The following is a 14581-nucleotide window of genomic DNA, read 5'->3' as shown; positions in this document are numbered from 1 at the left end:
GTGGGCCGGGCGTCGGGCGCAGCCGGCCCGGACGCCGCTCAACTCCGCAGCCCCGATGCCCCTTCCGCGCCCTCCAAGCCCTCCGAGTCCCCTGTGCCCGCCGGCCCCGCCCCCGACTCCGGCCCGCCCTCACCGGCCGGCCGGGCGCGGTCCGGCGGGCCGAGCACGATCCCGCGGCCCGCGTAGAACCGGTCGAACCGCCGCCACGGCACATGCGCGTAGGCCTGCGACTCGCCCGCGAACCCGGACGGGTTGTGGATCACCAGGGCCGTACCCGTGACGCCCACCGCCAGCACCAGGTGCCCGCCACGCCGGTGCGGCTCGGGGCTGCCCGGTTCGCGGATCGCGGGGTGCACGGAGAGCATCACCAACCGGCCGGCCGCGACCTCCGCCGCCACCTCCCCGGCCGTCAGCTCGCGCGCCTGCGCGGCCAGCCCCCACCGCTCCTGGACGTACGCGGCGAACGGCGTGTGGATCAGCCCGTGCAGCCGCTCGCCGTCCTGGGTGTACGCGCCGGCCGCGAGGCACTCCGCCGCCAGCGCGACCTGCGGCGGCGCCACCCCCCACCAGCGGTCGAGCGCCATCCGCAGGCAGGCCACCCCGCACAGCCGCCAGGACCAGTACGCGTACGCCTCCGGCGTGTCGGCCCCCGACTGCCCCCAGCGCGGATCGTCCGACGCGTCCACCGATCCGTCGATGATCTCCCGGACCAGATCCGGGGACTCCCACTGCGCGTAGTACGGCACCTCGTGCACCACGGCCGTCCGGCCGCCGCTCTCCACCATTCCCCGACGCTCTCACGCCGCTCCGCCACCCCGGGCCCACGACACTCGCACCGACGACGGCCGGTCCCCGTGTCCCCGTGTCACCGCGCCGCCCGCCGCCCGCCGCCCGCCGCCCGTCCCCCGTCCCCCGTCCCCCGTCCCCCGTCCCGCCGGATTGTCGGTGGGGCCCGCTAGGGTCGCTCGGGATCATCGCGTTGGGGAGGAGTGGCCGGGCATGAGCATCGAGGCCCAGTGGAGCGAGCGCCTGCGGCTGGAGTCGGCGGATCTGCCGGAGGAGGTGTCCCACCAACCCAGCCGGGCCTTCCTGACCGGGGAGGGGCTGCCCGGTCAGGGCGCCTTCCTGGACTTCGCCGCCCTGGAGGCGCCCCCGCTGGGCGCGGTGGGCGCGGGCCCGGCGGCGCGGCTGTTCGTCCTCGGCGAGACCGGGTACGTCGCCGACACCGACTACGAGGGTGACGCCGTCCTGCTGGACGGGGCCACCGGCGAGGTCTTCCTGGCCGCCCGGCGGCGCGGCGACCGCCACGACGGGCTGCGCCGGGACTTGATCGCCTCCAGTCTGCCGACGCTGGTCGAGCTGATGCGCGAGGTCGACGCGGTGGCCGTGGCGGCGGCGGAGCCCGCCGCGCTCGACGGGCAGCGCGGGCCGGCCGTGGTCGCGGAGGTGGTCGGGGTCACCCGGCAGCGGATGCGCGCGATCGACCTGGAGCTGTTCGAGCGCGCCGACGACGCTCCCCCGCACTGGGACACGGCCCTCCTGGTGCGCTCGCTCGCCTGGGGCGCGCTGCCCGGCGGCCCCGGCGCGCTCGCGTACGCGCTCGGGCCGGAGCTGGTCGAGGATCTCGCCACGCTCGGCGCCGACGGACTGGTCCGCCGCTACCGACCGGAGGAGCTGACCGAGCGGCTCACCCACGAACCGACCCGGCGCCTGCTCACCGAGGTCGGACTGCCCCTCGGCGGCGGGCTGTTGACCGTCTCCGACGACGAGCCGCTGCGCACGATGGCCGAGGCCTACCCGGAGTACTTCCCCCCGGAGGACAGGTCGGCCGACGACCACGAGGAGCCCGGCAGCCCCGACGACGCCCTCCCGGAGAACCGGGACCACCAGCGCGACCACCTGGCCGTCGGCGACTGGCCCTACGACCTCGTGATAGCCCTCGACGGCGCCACCGGCCGGCTGGAGCTGCCCGACTGGAACGAGGTCGGCGAGCCCGAGGCCTACCTCAACCGGGACCTGTCCGCCCTCCTGTACTCGCTCTGGGTCTGCGAGCGGCTGCGCGCGGAGTGGCGCCGCTGGGAGTACGGGCGCGCGGCCGGGAGTTGGGAGGCCTTCGACCCGCGGTCACTGCTGAGCGGTGTGGTCGAGGAGGTCATCACCGCCATCGACCCGGAGGCCTTCGCGACCCCCGGCCACTCCTGGCAACTCCTCGCCGACGACGCCCACATGGGCGGCCTGCTGAACTGACCAGGGCCGCCCCCACTACGCCACCGCGCCCTCCCCGCCGCCCTTCGACAGCCCGGCGTCCTTCGACAGCCCGGCGTCCTCGGTCTGCCCGGTGTGCCCGCCCGCCGCACCGTCCTCCTTCCGCGAGCGGTAGGCCAGCCGGTCCGCGGCGCGGCGCCCCCGGCTCTCCAGCGGCAGCGAGCCGTGGGCCCCCGCCAGCCCGAAGGGCGGCATGTCGAAGTAGATCGCCTCGTAGGACCCCTCCGGCACGACGTACGTCTCGTGCCAGAGCCCCACGTGCTGGCGGACCTTCCCCGCGCGTATCTTGCGGTTGGCCATCCCCCACGCCTTGTGGTGGAAGGCGTCCGGCGCGGCGGCGTAGCCGTACAGCTTCTCCTTGGACTCCCAGTACTGGACGACGTAGTAGGTGCGCGGCGAAGCGGTCAGCAGGACGCGTCCGCGCAGCCCGCGTTCGGGCTCCTTGGCCAGGTCGTGGAGCATCCGGAACATCGCCGCCATCACCGGCATCCAGTGGTGGACGGCCCAGAAGCGGTTGATGCGCATCCCGATCAGCAGCACCACGGTGTCACCGGTGACGGCCGCGGTCGTGTACCCGGGAGTCGGTTTGGCGAACATATGTGCCTCCAGTGCTCTCCTCCGCCTATGTAATCGGTGATTACATCAGCGGCCGAGAGTCCGGTCAAGGCTCGGAACACTCCCAAATCCGTTACTCACAGCGGAGGTTGACACCAGCGCTCAACGGGGGTCGGCGCCCACGCTCAACCGAGGTCGACACCCGCGTTCACGGGTGGTTGCCGATCCCCTGGCCGAAGGCGTCCAGCACCTGTTCGGCCAGCTCCTCCGCCTTCTCCGACGGCAGATAGCCGTCGACGATCATCTGCGCGAGCCCGTACACCAGCGCCTGCCCGGCCAGACCCACCAGGGCCGGATCCCCGGGGCGCAGCCGGCCCGCCTCCTGGTCCGCCACGATGAACCCGGTGAGCGCCTCGTCGATCCCGGAGAGCCGCTGCCGCAGCTCGGGTTGCCGGGTCGCCGTGAACACCCGGGAGCGGACCAGCTCGAACCGGTGCGGATGCCGGATCGCGTACCGGACGAACCCCAGCCCGAGTGCCCGCATCGCGGGGCCCTCGCTTCGCTCGATCTCGGCCAGCTGCCACCGCTCGAAGTCGGCCAGCACGTCGTTCGCCAGCTCCGTCAGCAACGCCTGCCGGTCGGGGAAGTGCCGGAACGGCGCACCCGCCGACACCCCGGCCCGCCGCGCCACCTCCCGCATGGTGACCTTTCCCGGACCCTCCTCGTCCAGCAGCCCCAACGCCGCCGTGACCAGCGCCTCGGGCAGGGCGCCGTGGTGATAACTGCTGCGCTCGGCAGGCCTCTCCGTCATGCCAGCAAGTGCTACCACAGCCGACCGGGGTGACCGGCGGGTAGCCGAAGGCCCACGCCGTCGACCCCCCGCCCCGGGGGCACCCCCGGGCGCCGGCGCACCGCCGCTCCCGAGCTTCCCCCGAAGCCCGGGCGCGGCGGTCGACGAGCCCGGCGGTCGACGAGCCCGGCGGTCGACGAGCCCGGCCGTGGACGACCGCGGCGCTCGACGCACACGGCGGCCCGCGGGCGCGAAACGCCCCGCGTCGAGCACGGCGGACGGCGGCCTACCAGGCGTAGTCCTCCGGGGCGGGCCGGTGGCCGGGGAAGATCTCGTCGAGGCGGTCGAGGGTCTTCTGGTCGAGCGTGAGGTCGAGCGCGGCCACCGCGGCGTCGAGGTGGGCGAGGGTCCGGGGGCCGACGATGGGCGCGGTGACGGCGGGTCGGGTGAGCAGCCAGGCGAGGGCGAGGTCGGCCGGGTCGGCGCCGAGTTCGGCGGCGAAGTCCTCGTAGGCCTGGATGCGCTCGCGGTTGGCCTCCAGGATCTCGCTCGCGTGGCCCATGGCGCCGCGGACGGCCACGCCTTCGGCCAGCTTGCGCAGGACGCCGCCGAGCAGACCGCTGCGCAGCGGGGACCACGGCAGCAGGCCGAGGCCGTAGTGCTGGAGCGCGGGGATGACCTCCAGCTCGACGGTGCGGTCCATCAGGTTGTAGAGGGACTGCTCGCTCACCAGGCCGAGGAAGTGCCGGGAGCGGGCGGCCTCCTGGGCCTGGGCGACGTGCCAGCCGGCGAAGTTGCTGGACCCGACATAGATGATCTTGCCCTGGGCGACCAGGACCTCCATCGCCTGCCAGATCTCCTCCCACGGCGTGTCCCGGTCGATGTGGTGCATCTGGTACAGGTCGATGTGGTCGGTGTTCAGACGGCGCAGGCTGGCCTCGACGGCGCGGCGGATGCCGAGGGCGGACAGCCGGCCCTCGTTGGGCCAGTCGCCCATCGGGGCGTAGGCCTTGGTGGCGAGCACCGTGCGCTCGCGGCGGCCGCCGCCCTGGGCGAACCACCTGCCGATGATCTCCTCGGTACGGCCCTTCAGGTTGCCCTCGTCGTCACGGCCGTAGGCGTTGGCGGTGTCGAAGAAGTTGATGCCCCGCTCGTGGGCGGTGTCCATGATCCGGTGGGCGTCGGACTCCGCGGTGTGCGGGCCGAAGTTCATGGTGCCCAGGCAGAGTCGGGAGACGGTCAGGCCGGTACGGCCGAGATGGGTGAACTCCATGGTGCCCACCATCTGCCGCACCGGCCCGGGTGTCCAGCACATTCCACTGACCGGGCGGCGGATCCGCCACTTCGCTCCGGCGGGACCGCCACCCGGACGGCCACCTCACCCACCGGACGGCGGCCTCACCGACCGGACGGCGGCCTCACCGACCGTGGGTGGCGAACTTCCGTACCGCGAGCGGCCCGCAGACCGCCAGCAGCAGAGCGCACCAGAGCAGGGCGGCGGGCACGGCGTGCTGCGTCGCCCAGTTCGAGCCGGGCGCGGACGGGTTGCCGAACAGCTCCCGGCAGGCCTGCACGACGGCGCTGACCGGATTCCAGTCGGCGAGCGTCCGCAGCCAGCCGGGCATCCCGCCGGTGGGCACGTACGCGTTGGTGACCATCGCCAACGGGAAGACGGCGACGGCGAGCTGACCCGCCAGGTCCTCCTTGCCCACGACCAGTCCGAGGAGCGTGCCGACCCAGGTCATCACGAAGCGGAACAGCAGCAGGAGCGCGAACGCCTCGGCGGCGTCGGCGAGTCCGCCCCTGATCCGCCAACCGGCCGCCACGCCGACGACGGCGAGCAGGGCCAGCACCACGACGCTGACCACCAGGTCCGCCAAGGTCTGACCGAGCAGCAGACCGGTGCGGGAGAGCGGCATCGACCGCAGCCGGTCGGTCACCCCGCGTCCGACGTCGCGGGCGGCCCCGACCATGGTGGGCATCATGCCGTTGACGGCCACCATGGCGAACAGCCCGGGCATCAGGAACTCCCGGTAGTCGCCGCCGCCCGGTACCCGCATGGCACTGCCGAACACGTAGCCGAAGACCACCACCATCACCACGGGCACCGCGAGCGAGGCGGCCACGAGGGCGGGCGAGCGGCGGTAGTTGAGCAGCACGCGGAGCATCGCGGACCAGGTGTCGCGGACCAGCCGGACCGGGACGGGGAGTGCGGCGGGAACCGCGTACCCGGCGGCCATCAGGCGGCCCTCCCCAGCGCGTCGGCCGCACCGGTGGCGCCGCCCGGGCACTGGCCGGAGTCGCTCTCGCGGCCGCCGGTCAGCGCGAGGAAGACGTCGTCCAGCGACGGCGGGCGCAGCGCGACGTCCCGGGCCACCACGCCCACCGCGTCCAGCTCGCGCACCAACCCGGGCAGCAGCACCTCCACCCCCGGCCGGGTGACCACGGTGACGGTCCGCTCGGCGTGGTCCACCACGACATCGCCGTTCCTCGCCAGGGCGGCGAGCACCACGGCGGCGGAGCCGAGCCGGCCGTCGCCGTCCGGGCCGGCGAGGGCGCCCGCGTCCCCGCGCCCGGCCGGGTCGGCCAGCGCGGCCGGGTCGGCGAGGGTGACCGAGATCCGGGTGCCGATCGCCGCCTTGAGGCGTCGTGGCGGGCCGGTGGCGATCGCGGCGCCGTGGTCGACGACCACGATGTCGTCGGCCAACCGGTCGGCCTCCTCCAGGTACTGGGTGGTGAGCAGCACGGTCGTCCCGCCGTCGGCCAGCTCCCTGACGGTGTCCCAGATTCCCTGCCGGCTGCGCGGGTCGAGGCCGGTGGTCGGCTCGTCCAGGAAGAGCAGGGGTGGCGCGGTGACCAGGCTGGCGATCAGGTCGAGCCGGCGCCGCATGCCGCCGGAGTAGGTGCGGACCAGGCGATCGCCGGCCTCGGCGAGGCCGTGTCGTTCGAGCAGTTCCTCCGCGCGGGCCCGTGCCGCCCGGGCGCCGAGGTGGTGCAGCCGTCCGAGCAGACGGAGGTTGTCGCGACCGGTGATGCCCTCGTCGACGGCGGCGTGCTGCCCGGCCAGTCCGATGCGGCGGCGCACGTCCTCGGCCTGGCGGACCACGTCGTACCCGGCGACCCGGGCGGTGCCCCGATCGGGGGCGACCAGCGTGGCGAGGACCCGGACGGCGGTGGTCTTGCCGGCGCCGTTCGGGCCGAGCAGGCCGCAGACGGTGCCGGCCGGGACGGTGAGGTCGAGGCCGCGCAGAGCCTCGGTGGTGCCGAATCGCTTGGTCACGCCCGCCATCTCGACGGCGGGCCGGCTGGTGTCCGACATGGGTCTGCCTTTCTCTAGGTACAGCGTACGTAGAAGCGCTTGCGCACGCATCGTACTACGTACGCCGTACGTATCTAAGATGGGTAACCGAGGTGATCTTCCAGTGCCGTCCCGCCAGTCCCCCGCCAGCCCGCCGCCGCCCGAACCGGCCTTGCCGTCCGGACCACCCGTGCCACCGGACCCGGCCGCGCTCCCGCAGCCGTCCGAGGCCCCCGAACTGATCTGGCTGCGCCCCGAGCGCACCGGCCGGGGCCCCCGGCCGGCCCACAGTCGCGCCTCGATCGCCGCCGCGGCGATCGCCATCGCGGACACCGAGGGGCTGGACGCGGTCTCCATGCGACGGGTGGCGGCCGCCCTCGGCGCCGGGACGATGTCGCTCTACAACTACGTCCCGAAGAAGGAACACCTGCTCGATCTGATGATCGACGCGGCCGTCGCCGAGTACGACTTCGCCGCCATCGCCCCCACCGGGGACTGCCGCGCGGACCTCGGCCGACTGGCCCACCAGCAGCTCGCCGTCCTGCGCCGCCACCCCTGGCTGGCCACCCTGGTCGTCGCCCGCCCGGGCATCGGACCGAACGGGCTGCGCTACACCGACCACTTCCTGGCCGTCACCGAGCCGACCGGCCTGGACGGCGCCACCCGGCTGGAGGCGATGGCCCTGCTCAACGGCTTCCTCTGCCAGTACGCGCAGTACGAGCGAACGGCATCCTCGGGCGCCAAGTGGCAGGGCGAGCTGGTGGGTTACCTCGGCCGGGCCGCCGCGAGCGGCGACTACCCGCACCTGGCGGCGGCGTTCGCGACGGCCGGCCCGACCGGCGACCCGGACGCGGTCCTCGACCGCTCACTGCACCGCGTGATCACGGCCATGTTGAGTCCCACGCCGACATCCTGACGATCCGTCACCGAGTCTGTGACGGGCCGCTCGAACGGTGCTGCCCGCATCCCCACCGGGCGGGCGGTCCGGCTCGACCGCTGCCATACTCGTGCCACCGGGGACGAGGGGGCGCACGGCCATGGTCGGGGAGACGCACAACGAGTTCGGCGGGACGGCCTACGGCCCGGTGGTCCAGGCGGGCTCCGTGACCGGTGGCATCCACGTCCACCACCACACCTCCGGCACCGACGGCGCTCCCCGCCGGATCGACTTCTCCGGCTATGCCGAGCAGAAGCGACAGGGGTTCACCGGCCGCCGCCGGCTCTTCGAAGCGGTCCGCTCCTGGCTCGCGACCAGTGACGAGCGGGCGCTCCTGGTCACGGGCGGCCCGGGCACCGGGAAGTCCGCCTTCCTGGCGGAGTTCACGCACCGGGCGGGCCCGGGCGAGATCCTCGGGACCTACTTCTGCGCCGCCGAGGACCGTACGACGCTGGAGCCGGCCGCCTTCGTCGGCCACCTGGCCGCCGCCCTGGCGCACGGCCTGCCGGAGTTCGCACGCTCGGCCGCCGCCCCCGGCGCCGCCGCGGCGCTGCGCCGCGAGATGATCGAGCGCGACCCGGGCCACGCGCTGGACCAGGGCGTCATCGCCGTCCTGCGACAGCTTCCGGCTCCCCCGGCCCCGGCCCCGCACTCACAGCCGCACTCGCACCCACAGCCACCGGTGGAGCCGCACCGCGTCATCCTCGTCGACGGCCTGGACGAGTCCCTGGCGGGCGGCGAGCGACGCGACACCGTGCTGAAGCTGCTCGCGTCACGGATCGAGCGCTTCCCCCCGTGGGTGCGGTTCGTCCTGGCGGCGCGCCCGGCCCCCGCGGTCCTCACCGCCCTGGGCGGGGCCCGTGTGCTGCCGCTCGACACCGACGACCGGCAGCACCTGTCCGACCTGAGGAGCTTCATCGATCACCGGCTCGCGGACCGGGCTTGGCGCGCACGCCTGCGCGACGCAGGCGTGTCGGCGCACGACGCGCTGGAGCGGATCGCCGCCGCCGCCGACGGCAACTTCCTCTACGCCACCATGGCGCTGAAGGCGATCGAGACCGACCGCCGCTCCCTCACCGACCTCGGTGCGCTGCCGCCCGGTCTCGCGGGGATCTACGAGCTGTTCCTCGAACGCCACTTCCCCACCGCCGCGGACTACGCGAGGATCCGCCCGCTGCTGGAGGCCGTGGCAGCCGCCCGGGAGCCCCTCCCCGGCGAGATCCTCGGCGCCGTCTGCGGGCTCGACCGCGCGTACGAACTACCCGCCGCCCTCACCGCGCTGGCGGCCCTGATGCCCGAACGGGACGGCCGCCGCAGCTTCTTCCACCACTCGCTGGAGGACTGGCTCACCGACCCCGGCCACCCCTACCGGGTCGATCTCACCAGCGGCCACCGGCGGCTCTCCGCCGGCTTCCTGGACCATCTGGCCGTCCCCGTCACCCGGTCGGCGCTCACCACCCCCGGCAAACCCGCCGCCCGCTACTGGGCGCACCACGGCCTCGACCACCTGGCCCTCGGGGGTGGGCGCGTCCCGGCCGCCGTCACACCCGGGGCGTTCGCCCCCGTCGCCGTCTCCGGCCAGGACTACGTGTGGGCCCTGGGCGACTGGACCGGGAACGGACTGCCGCCACGGATGCGCCGTTACGTCGAGAGCCTGCTCCGTCCGGACGGCTTCGAGGACCTGCGGACCCTGCTGACCGTACTGAAGCGGGTCGCGATGTCCTTCTACGCCCAGGACGGACTGGTCCGGGAGGCTGTCGACGACGACGGCCACGTCGTCTACGAGATCCTCGACGAAGCGCACGACACGGCCACCGTGTTCGCGGCGCTCAAGGTCACCGGCTTCGCGGGGGCCGTCTTCCGGGCGGCGAAGGAGAGCCCGGAAGCGGCGCTCGACGCCGAGCGGCTGGTCGCCCTCGTCGACCAGCTGCGCACGGTGCGGTACATGGCCGGCGGCTTCGAGTACGCCGGCTGGGCCGGCGCTCTCCCCGGCGGTTCGGGCTCGCTCGCCCATGCCGGCGGCGCCCTCAACCGCGAGCTCCACCGACTGACGGACGGCCTCTGACCCGGCGGCAGTCCGCCGGCCGGGGCTCACCCACCGGCCCGGCGCCCGCCCGGCGCGCCCCTGCCCGGCCCGCCCACCGCGCACCGGTCCCGCCCACCGCGCCCACCGCGTCCGCCCACCGGGCCCACCGGACCTGCCCGGCGCCGTCCGCCCGGCGCGCCCGGCGTAAATCGCTCGTGCCCGGACGGCCCGGCGCCGTACCGTTGGCCGGTCGATGATCTCGGCAGCGGCGGGGTGGACTCCCGGACGCGGCCGCACACGGAGGACGGGCGCATGCAGCAGTACCAGGGGTGGGCCGACGAGCGGTTCGGGGCGGTCGCGGACGCGTTCGCCCGCAACTACGCCGACTTCCCCGAGCTCGGCTCCGCCGTCACGGTGTTCGCCGACGGACGCAAGGTGGTCGAGCTCTGGGGCGGCACCGCGGACGAGCGCACCGGCCGGCCGTGGGAGGCCGACACCGTCGTCCCGGTCTTCTCCTGCGCCAAGGGCCTCGTCGCCGTCTGCGTCCACCTGCTGGCCCAGCGCGGCCTGCTGGACCTCGACGCCCCGGTGAGCCGCTACTGGCCCGAGTTCGCCGGGCCGGGCGCGCGGCAGGGCGACGCCACGGAGCGGCACGCCGACGCCCGACCCACCAAGGAGGCGATCACCTGCCGGATGGTGCTCGGCCACCGGGCGGGCCTGCCGGCCCTGGACGCGGCGCTCTCCTTCGAGGAGATCGCCGCCTGGGAGCCCGTCGTCCGGGCCATCGAGGAGCAGCGGCCGCTCTGGGAGCCGGGCGCGACCTACGAGTACCACGGCCACGTCTTCGGCTTCCTGCTCGGCGAGGTCGTCCGCCGGATCACCGGCCTCACGCCGGGCGCCTACTTCCGCCGGGAGATCGGTGACCCGCTCGGACTGTCGGCCTGGCTCGGTCTGCCGGAGGCCGAGCACGGGCGGCTGGCCCGGCTGGCGGAGGCCGAGGGCCGCCGCCCGATGCCCGGCCCCGAGCACCTGCTGACCCGCATCGTGACGATGAACGGCGCGCTGGTCTTCCCCGGCCTGGACGTCCCGCACGGCTGGAACGACCCGGCCCTGCACTCCGTCGAGTTGCCGGGGGCGGGCGCCGTCGCCTCCGCGACCGGCCTGGCCGGCCTGTACGCGGCGGCCGTCACCGGTATCGGGACCGGCGCGGGCGGGCGGAGCGAACGGCTGCTCTCCGCCGCGACCGTCACCGACGCCATCCGCGAACTCTCCTCCGGCGCGGGCTTCCTGGGCTTCGACCTGGGCGCCCGCTGGGGCTCGGGGGTGGTGCTCCCCTCGCCGTCGTTCCGGCCGATGCTCGGCGCCCGCAGCTTCGGCAACGACGGGGCCGGCGGCCAGTTCGCCTTCGGTGACGACGAGTTCGGCGTCGGCTTCGCCTACACGGCGAACCGGATGATCGGTCACGGCGACGCCCGGGCGGACCGCCTGGTGGAGGCGGTCCGCGTCAGCCTCGGCGGCTAGGACACCACCGGCGGTGGCCCCATCGGCGGCCCGCCGCACAGCGGCGGTCCCGGCCGCCACCCGCGGCCACGGCCACCACCCTCCGTCTCGGACACCACTCGCGGCCACGGCCGCCGACGTGCCTTCCGTGCGGGAGCGACGCAGACCACCGAGCGGTCTCCTCGCCCCGGTACGGAGGGCACGTCGGCGTTCCCGCCCGTCCTCCGTCCGCACCCCCGGCCGTACCGCACGGCGCCCGTCGGATCACCGCGACGGGTGACGGTTCGATGACCGGATGATGCGGGATCCGTGTTGCCGGCTGAGAGGGTCGAGCCGTGCCCGAGCCGTTGAGGGCCGGGCGGTTTCCCCTTGTGCCGGACGTTCTTGGAGGAACGAATGACCCGTACCAAGCGCCTCGCCGCCGCTGCCGCGTCGGTCGCCGTGGCCGCCCTGATCCCGCTGACCGCCACCCCGGCCCACGCCGCCACCGGCCCCGCCACCCACAACGGCCTGACCTGGCAGATCATCGCCAACGGACCGGAGGACACCGTCGAGGTCGGCGGCGGAACCGTCGGCAACGCCTACTACGGCGACACCCCGCCCTCGGCCACCCTGCCCGTGCTCTGCCTCACCGTGGACGGCAGCCCGGCCCCGGCCGGCATCAGCATCGGCTTCTACAACGGCTGGGTCCAGGGCACGCTGGCGGCCAGCCGCCCGGTGAAGGGCGCCCGTCTGAACAGCCGTGCCGCCGCCGACGCCGTCTGCCAGGCCACGTTCGGCATCGGCTGGCGCCAGGCCGAGTTCCACGACGGCCACTACGGCCCCGACCTCTCCCAGAGCGGCGGCTGGAACTTCTGGGGCTACGGCACCCTGCCCACCAACACCCGCTTCTGGGTCGCGATCAACGACCAGCCGGCCAACCCCTGGAACTGACCCCGCCACCGGCGCCGCCCCCTCCCGCACCGGGCGGGGGCGGCGCCACCCCGAGACCCGCCCGCCCGGAGATCCGCCCGCCCGGTGCCCGCCCTTCTGGAGGACCGCATGACCCGCACCACGCGCCTCGCCGCGACCGCGACGGCCTTCGCCGTGGCCGCCCTGATCCCGCTGACCGCCGCCCCGGCCCACGCCGCCACCGGCCCCGCCACCCACGACGGACTGACCTGGCAGGTCGTGGCCACCGGACCACAGGGCACCGTCGAGGTCGGCGGCGGGAGCGGGAACGCCAGCAATCCCTACCACGGCGACACTCCGGCGACGGCCACCCTGCCCGTGCTCTGCCTCGGTGTGGACGACAGCCCGGCGCCGGCCGGCATCACCATCGGGTTCTTCTCCGGTTGGGCCCAGGGCACCCTGGCCGTCAGCCGCCCGGTCAAGGGCTCGCGCCTCAACAGCCGTGCCGCCGCCGACACCATCTGCCAGTCCACCTTCGGCATCGGCTGGCGTCAGGCCGAGTTCCACGACGGCCACTACGGCCCGGACCTCGCCCAGACCGGCGGCTGGAACTTCTGGGGCTACGGCACCCTGCCCACCGACACCCGCTTCTGGATCGCCATCGACACCAACCCGGCCAACCCCTGGAACTGACCCACCGGGGTACGCCGACCCGGGCGGACGTCGAGCCGACTCCGCGAGCCGTTCCGGAAGGACCGACCACACCCTCTTTCGCTTTGACGCGTCCATGACTAGTCTCCCGGGCATACAGCGCCGATCCCCTGGGAGCCCACCGTGCGAAGAAGACCGAGCCCCGCCGAGACCGACCGCACCACCGACCGCACCGACCGCACCACCACCGGCACCACCACCGGCACCACCGCGGACGCCACCTCCCCCGCCTGACGCCGCCACCCCCGCCCGGGGCGTTGGCGTCACCCTCCCCCGGTTCCCGATCGGGCCGGCGGACCGGGGGGCTAGCCCCACCCGCGCCCGGGCGGGCAGCAGGATCGTCCCGGACGATCACTCCCGGAGATGCTGGGACCGGCACCTACCGCCGATGTCCCGACGATCCCCAGGAGTTGACTCGTGCGTGAGCAGGCAGCAGAGCGGACCCGTCCTTCCGGCCGGCCGCGGAGCGGCGCGCGGCGCAGGGCCGTGGCCGTCGCGGCCGCGGTGGCCATCGGCGTCCTGGCGACGGGCCTGCCGACCGCGCCCTCGGCGTCCGCCGCGACCGGACCGAGCACCGTCCAGCAGGGCCTGACCGCGCTTCTGCGGTCGGACGGCGTGCCCGGCGCACTGGCGAGCGTCCAGGACCGTCACCACCGCACCCGCACCTACACCGCGGGGGTCGGCGACCTGGCCACCGGCTCGAAGGTGCCCGACGACGGCCAGGTCCGGATCGGCAGTAACACCAAAGCGTTCACCGCGGTCGTCGTACTGCAGTTGGTGGCCCGGAAGAAGGTCGATCTCGACGCCCCGGTCGACACCTATCTGCCGGACCTGGTCCGCGGCGAGGGAATCGACGGGCGGCACATCACCGTCCGCCAGCTCCTCCAGCACACCAGCGGTCTCCCCAACTACAGCGAGTACCTCGACGACGACGTCCGGACCTACGACCCGCACGAGCTCGTCGACATCGCGCTGCGGCACAAGGCCGACTTCGCGCCCGGGACGGGCTGGGCGTACAGCAACACCAACTACGTGCTGGCGGGCCTGATCGTCCAGCAGGTCACCGGCCGGTCGCTCGCCACGGAGATCGACCGGCGCGTCATCGAGCCGCTCGGGCTGCGCCACACCTACTTCCCCGCTCCCGGCGACGCGGCCATCCGCGAACCCCACCCCCAGGGCTACTACCGGGACGCGGCGGGAGCCCTGGTCGACATCACGGAGCTGGACCCGTCCTGGGGCTGGGCGGCGGGCCAGCTGATCTCCACCGGCTCCGACCTCAACCGCTTCTACCGCGCGCTCCTCACCCCCGGCCGCCTCCTCCCGGCGGCCCAGCTCGCCCAGATGCGCATGACCGTCCCCGCCGAGGAGACCTTCGGCCCGGGCGCCGGCTACGGACTGGGGCTGGTGAGCATGCCGCTGCCGTGCGCCCCCGGTGTCTACTGGGGCCACGGCGGGAGCTTCCCCGGGTTCGAGACCCGGGGCGGCGCCACCGACGACGGCCGCGCGGCCAACGTGGCGGTGACGGTCCAACTGTCCGACCAGGCGTCCAGGTCGCGCGTGGACGCGGTGGTGCGCACGGCGCTGTGCCGCTGAACCGGGCCGCCGTAC

The 14581-nt window shown here is 74.5% G+C and carries 13 protein-coding genes; 7 read left to right on the top strand and 6 right to left on the bottom strand.

Annotated features, from left to right (window positions below):
* Positions 1-38: 38 nt before the first annotated feature.
* Entirely contained in the window at positions 39-785 is a 747-nt protein-coding gene (locus tag ACFXHB_RS16775) for a C39 family peptidase (RefSeq protein WP_380574989.1), read from the bottom strand.
* Positions 786-999: 214 nt separating this feature from the next.
* Here ACFXHB_RS16775 and ACFXHB_RS16770 point away from each other — a divergent pair, with 214 nt between their 5' ends.
* Positions 1000-2247, top strand: coding sequence for an SUKH-4 family immunity protein (locus ACFXHB_RS16770; RefSeq protein WP_380574987.1), 1248 nt, complete (start codon positions 1000-1002; stop codon positions 2245-2247).
* A 15-nt stretch (positions 2248-2262) separates the two neighbouring features.
* Here the strand turns inward: ACFXHB_RS16770 and ACFXHB_RS16765 are convergent, their stop codons facing one another.
* The 5 genes from ACFXHB_RS16765 to ACFXHB_RS16745 all read right to left on the bottom strand — a co-directional run bounded on the left by ACFXHB_RS16765 (position 2263) and on the right by ACFXHB_RS16745 (position 6929).
* Entirely contained in the window at positions 2263-2862 is a 600-nt protein-coding gene (locus ACFXHB_RS16765; protein WP_380574986.1) for a DUF4188 domain-containing protein, read from the bottom strand.
* Between the two features lie 166 nt (positions 2863-3028).
* Positions 3029-3631, bottom strand: a complete 603-nt coding sequence (locus tag ACFXHB_RS16760; protein ID WP_380574984.1) for a TetR/AcrR family transcriptional regulator — start codon at positions 3629-3631, stop codon at positions 3029-3031.
* A 265-nt stretch (positions 3632-3896) separates the two neighbouring features.
* The gene (locus tag ACFXHB_RS16755) at positions 3897-4883 is read right to left on the bottom strand and encodes an aldo/keto reductase (protein ID WP_380574983.1); all 987 of its coding nucleotides are present in this window, start codon (positions 4881-4883) and stop codon (positions 3897-3899) included.
* A 145-nt stretch (positions 4884-5028) separates the two neighbouring features.
* Positions 5029-5850, bottom strand: a complete 822-nt coding sequence (locus ACFXHB_RS16750) for an ABC transporter permease (RefSeq protein WP_380574981.1) — start codon at positions 5848-5850, stop codon at positions 5029-5031.
* The gene (locus ACFXHB_RS16745; RefSeq protein ID WP_380574979.1) at positions 5850-6929 is read right to left on the bottom strand and encodes an ATP-binding cassette domain-containing protein; all 1080 of its coding nucleotides are present in this window, start codon (positions 6927-6929) and stop codon (positions 5850-5852) included. Before ACFXHB_RS16745 ends, ACFXHB_RS16750 begins: the two co-directional genes overlap by 1 nt.
* A 169-nt stretch (positions 6930-7098) precedes the next feature.
* Here ACFXHB_RS16745 and ACFXHB_RS16740 point away from each other — a divergent pair, with 169 nt between their 5' ends.
* The 6 genes from ACFXHB_RS16740 to ACFXHB_RS16715 all read left to right on the top strand — a co-directional run bounded on the left by ACFXHB_RS16740 (position 7099) and on the right by ACFXHB_RS16715 (position 14566).
* Positions 7099-7824, top strand: a complete 726-nt coding sequence (locus ACFXHB_RS16740) for a TetR/AcrR family transcriptional regulator (RefSeq protein ID WP_380574978.1) — start codon at positions 7099-7101, stop codon at positions 7822-7824.
* Positions 7825-7945: 121 nt separating this feature from the next.
* Positions 7946-9910, top strand: coding sequence for a hypothetical protein (locus tag ACFXHB_RS16735; protein WP_380574976.1), 1965 nt, complete (start codon positions 7946-7948; stop codon positions 9908-9910).
* Between the two features lie 273 nt (positions 9911-10183).
* Positions 10184-11392, top strand: coding sequence for a serine hydrolase domain-containing protein (locus ACFXHB_RS16730; protein WP_380574975.1), 1209 nt, complete (start codon positions 10184-10186; stop codon positions 11390-11392).
* A gap of 375 nt (positions 11393-11767) precedes the next feature.
* A complete protein-coding gene (locus tag ACFXHB_RS16725) occupies positions 11768-12304 on the top strand; it encodes a hypothetical protein (protein WP_380574974.1) in 537 nt (178 codons plus the stop codon).
* Positions 12305-12412: 108 nt separating this feature from the next.
* Complete coding sequence (locus ACFXHB_RS16720; protein WP_380574972.1) at positions 12413-12955, top strand: hypothetical protein; 543 nt, start codon at positions 12413-12415, stop codon at positions 12953-12955.
* Positions 12956-13390: 435 nt separating this feature from the next.
* Positions 13391-14566: a serine hydrolase domain-containing protein gene (locus tag ACFXHB_RS16715; protein ID WP_380574971.1), complete on the top strand. Its 1176-nt coding sequence runs from the start codon at positions 13391-13393 to the stop codon at positions 14564-14566.
* Positions 14567-14581 lie beyond the last annotated feature (15 nt).

The organism is Kitasatospora sp. NPDC059327 (assembly GCF_042752535.1).
Lineage (GTDB): Bacteria > Actinomycetota > Actinomycetes > Streptomycetales > Streptomycetaceae > Kitasatospora.
The sequence above is the reverse complement of the archived record's forward strand: the minus strand, read 5'-3'. Positions and strand labels throughout refer to the sequence as shown.

What these genes read in the sequence shown, in the direction of transcription:
- ACFXHB_RS16775 (WP_380574989.1), bottom strand. Translation starts at nt 785, where the DNA reads ATGGTGGAGAGCGGCGGCCGGACGGCCGTGGTGCACGAGGTGCCGTAC.
- ACFXHB_RS16745 (WP_380574979.1), bottom strand. Translation starts at nt 6,929, where the DNA reads ATGTCGGACACCAGCCGGCCCGCCGTCGAGATGGCGGGCGTGACCAAG.
- ACFXHB_RS16770 (WP_380574987.1), top strand. Translation starts at nt 1,000, where the DNA reads ATGAGCATCGAGGCCCAGTGGAGCGAGCGCCTGCGGCTGGAGTCGGCG.
- ACFXHB_RS16765 (WP_380574986.1), bottom strand. Translation starts at nt 2,862, where the DNA reads ATGTTCGCCAAACCGACTCCCGGGTACACGACCGCGGCCGTCACCGGT.
- ACFXHB_RS16730 (WP_380574975.1), top strand. Translation starts at nt 10,184, where the DNA reads ATGCAGCAGTACCAGGGGTGGGCCGACGAGCGGTTCGGGGCGGTCGCG.
- ACFXHB_RS16755 (WP_380574983.1), bottom strand. Translation starts at nt 4,883, where the DNA reads ATGGAGTTCACCCATCTCGGCCGTACCGGCCTGACCGTCTCCCGACTC.
- ACFXHB_RS16760 (WP_380574984.1), bottom strand. Translation starts at nt 3,631, where the DNA reads ATGACGGAGAGGCCTGCCGAGCGCAGCAGTTATCACCACGGCGCCCTG.
- ACFXHB_RS16750 (WP_380574981.1), bottom strand. Translation starts at nt 5,850, where the DNA reads ATGGCCGCCGGGTACGCGGTTCCCGCCGCACTCCCCGTCCCGGTCCGG.
- ACFXHB_RS16720 (WP_380574972.1), top strand. Translation starts at nt 12,413, where the DNA reads ATGACCCGCACCACGCGCCTCGCCGCGACCGCGACGGCCTTCGCCGTG.
- ACFXHB_RS16725 (WP_380574974.1), top strand. Translation starts at nt 11,768, where the DNA reads ATGACCCGTACCAAGCGCCTCGCCGCCGCTGCCGCGTCGGTCGCCGTG.
- ACFXHB_RS16735 (WP_380574976.1), top strand. Translation starts at nt 7,946, where the DNA reads ATGGTCGGGGAGACGCACAACGAGTTCGGCGGGACGGCCTACGGCCCG.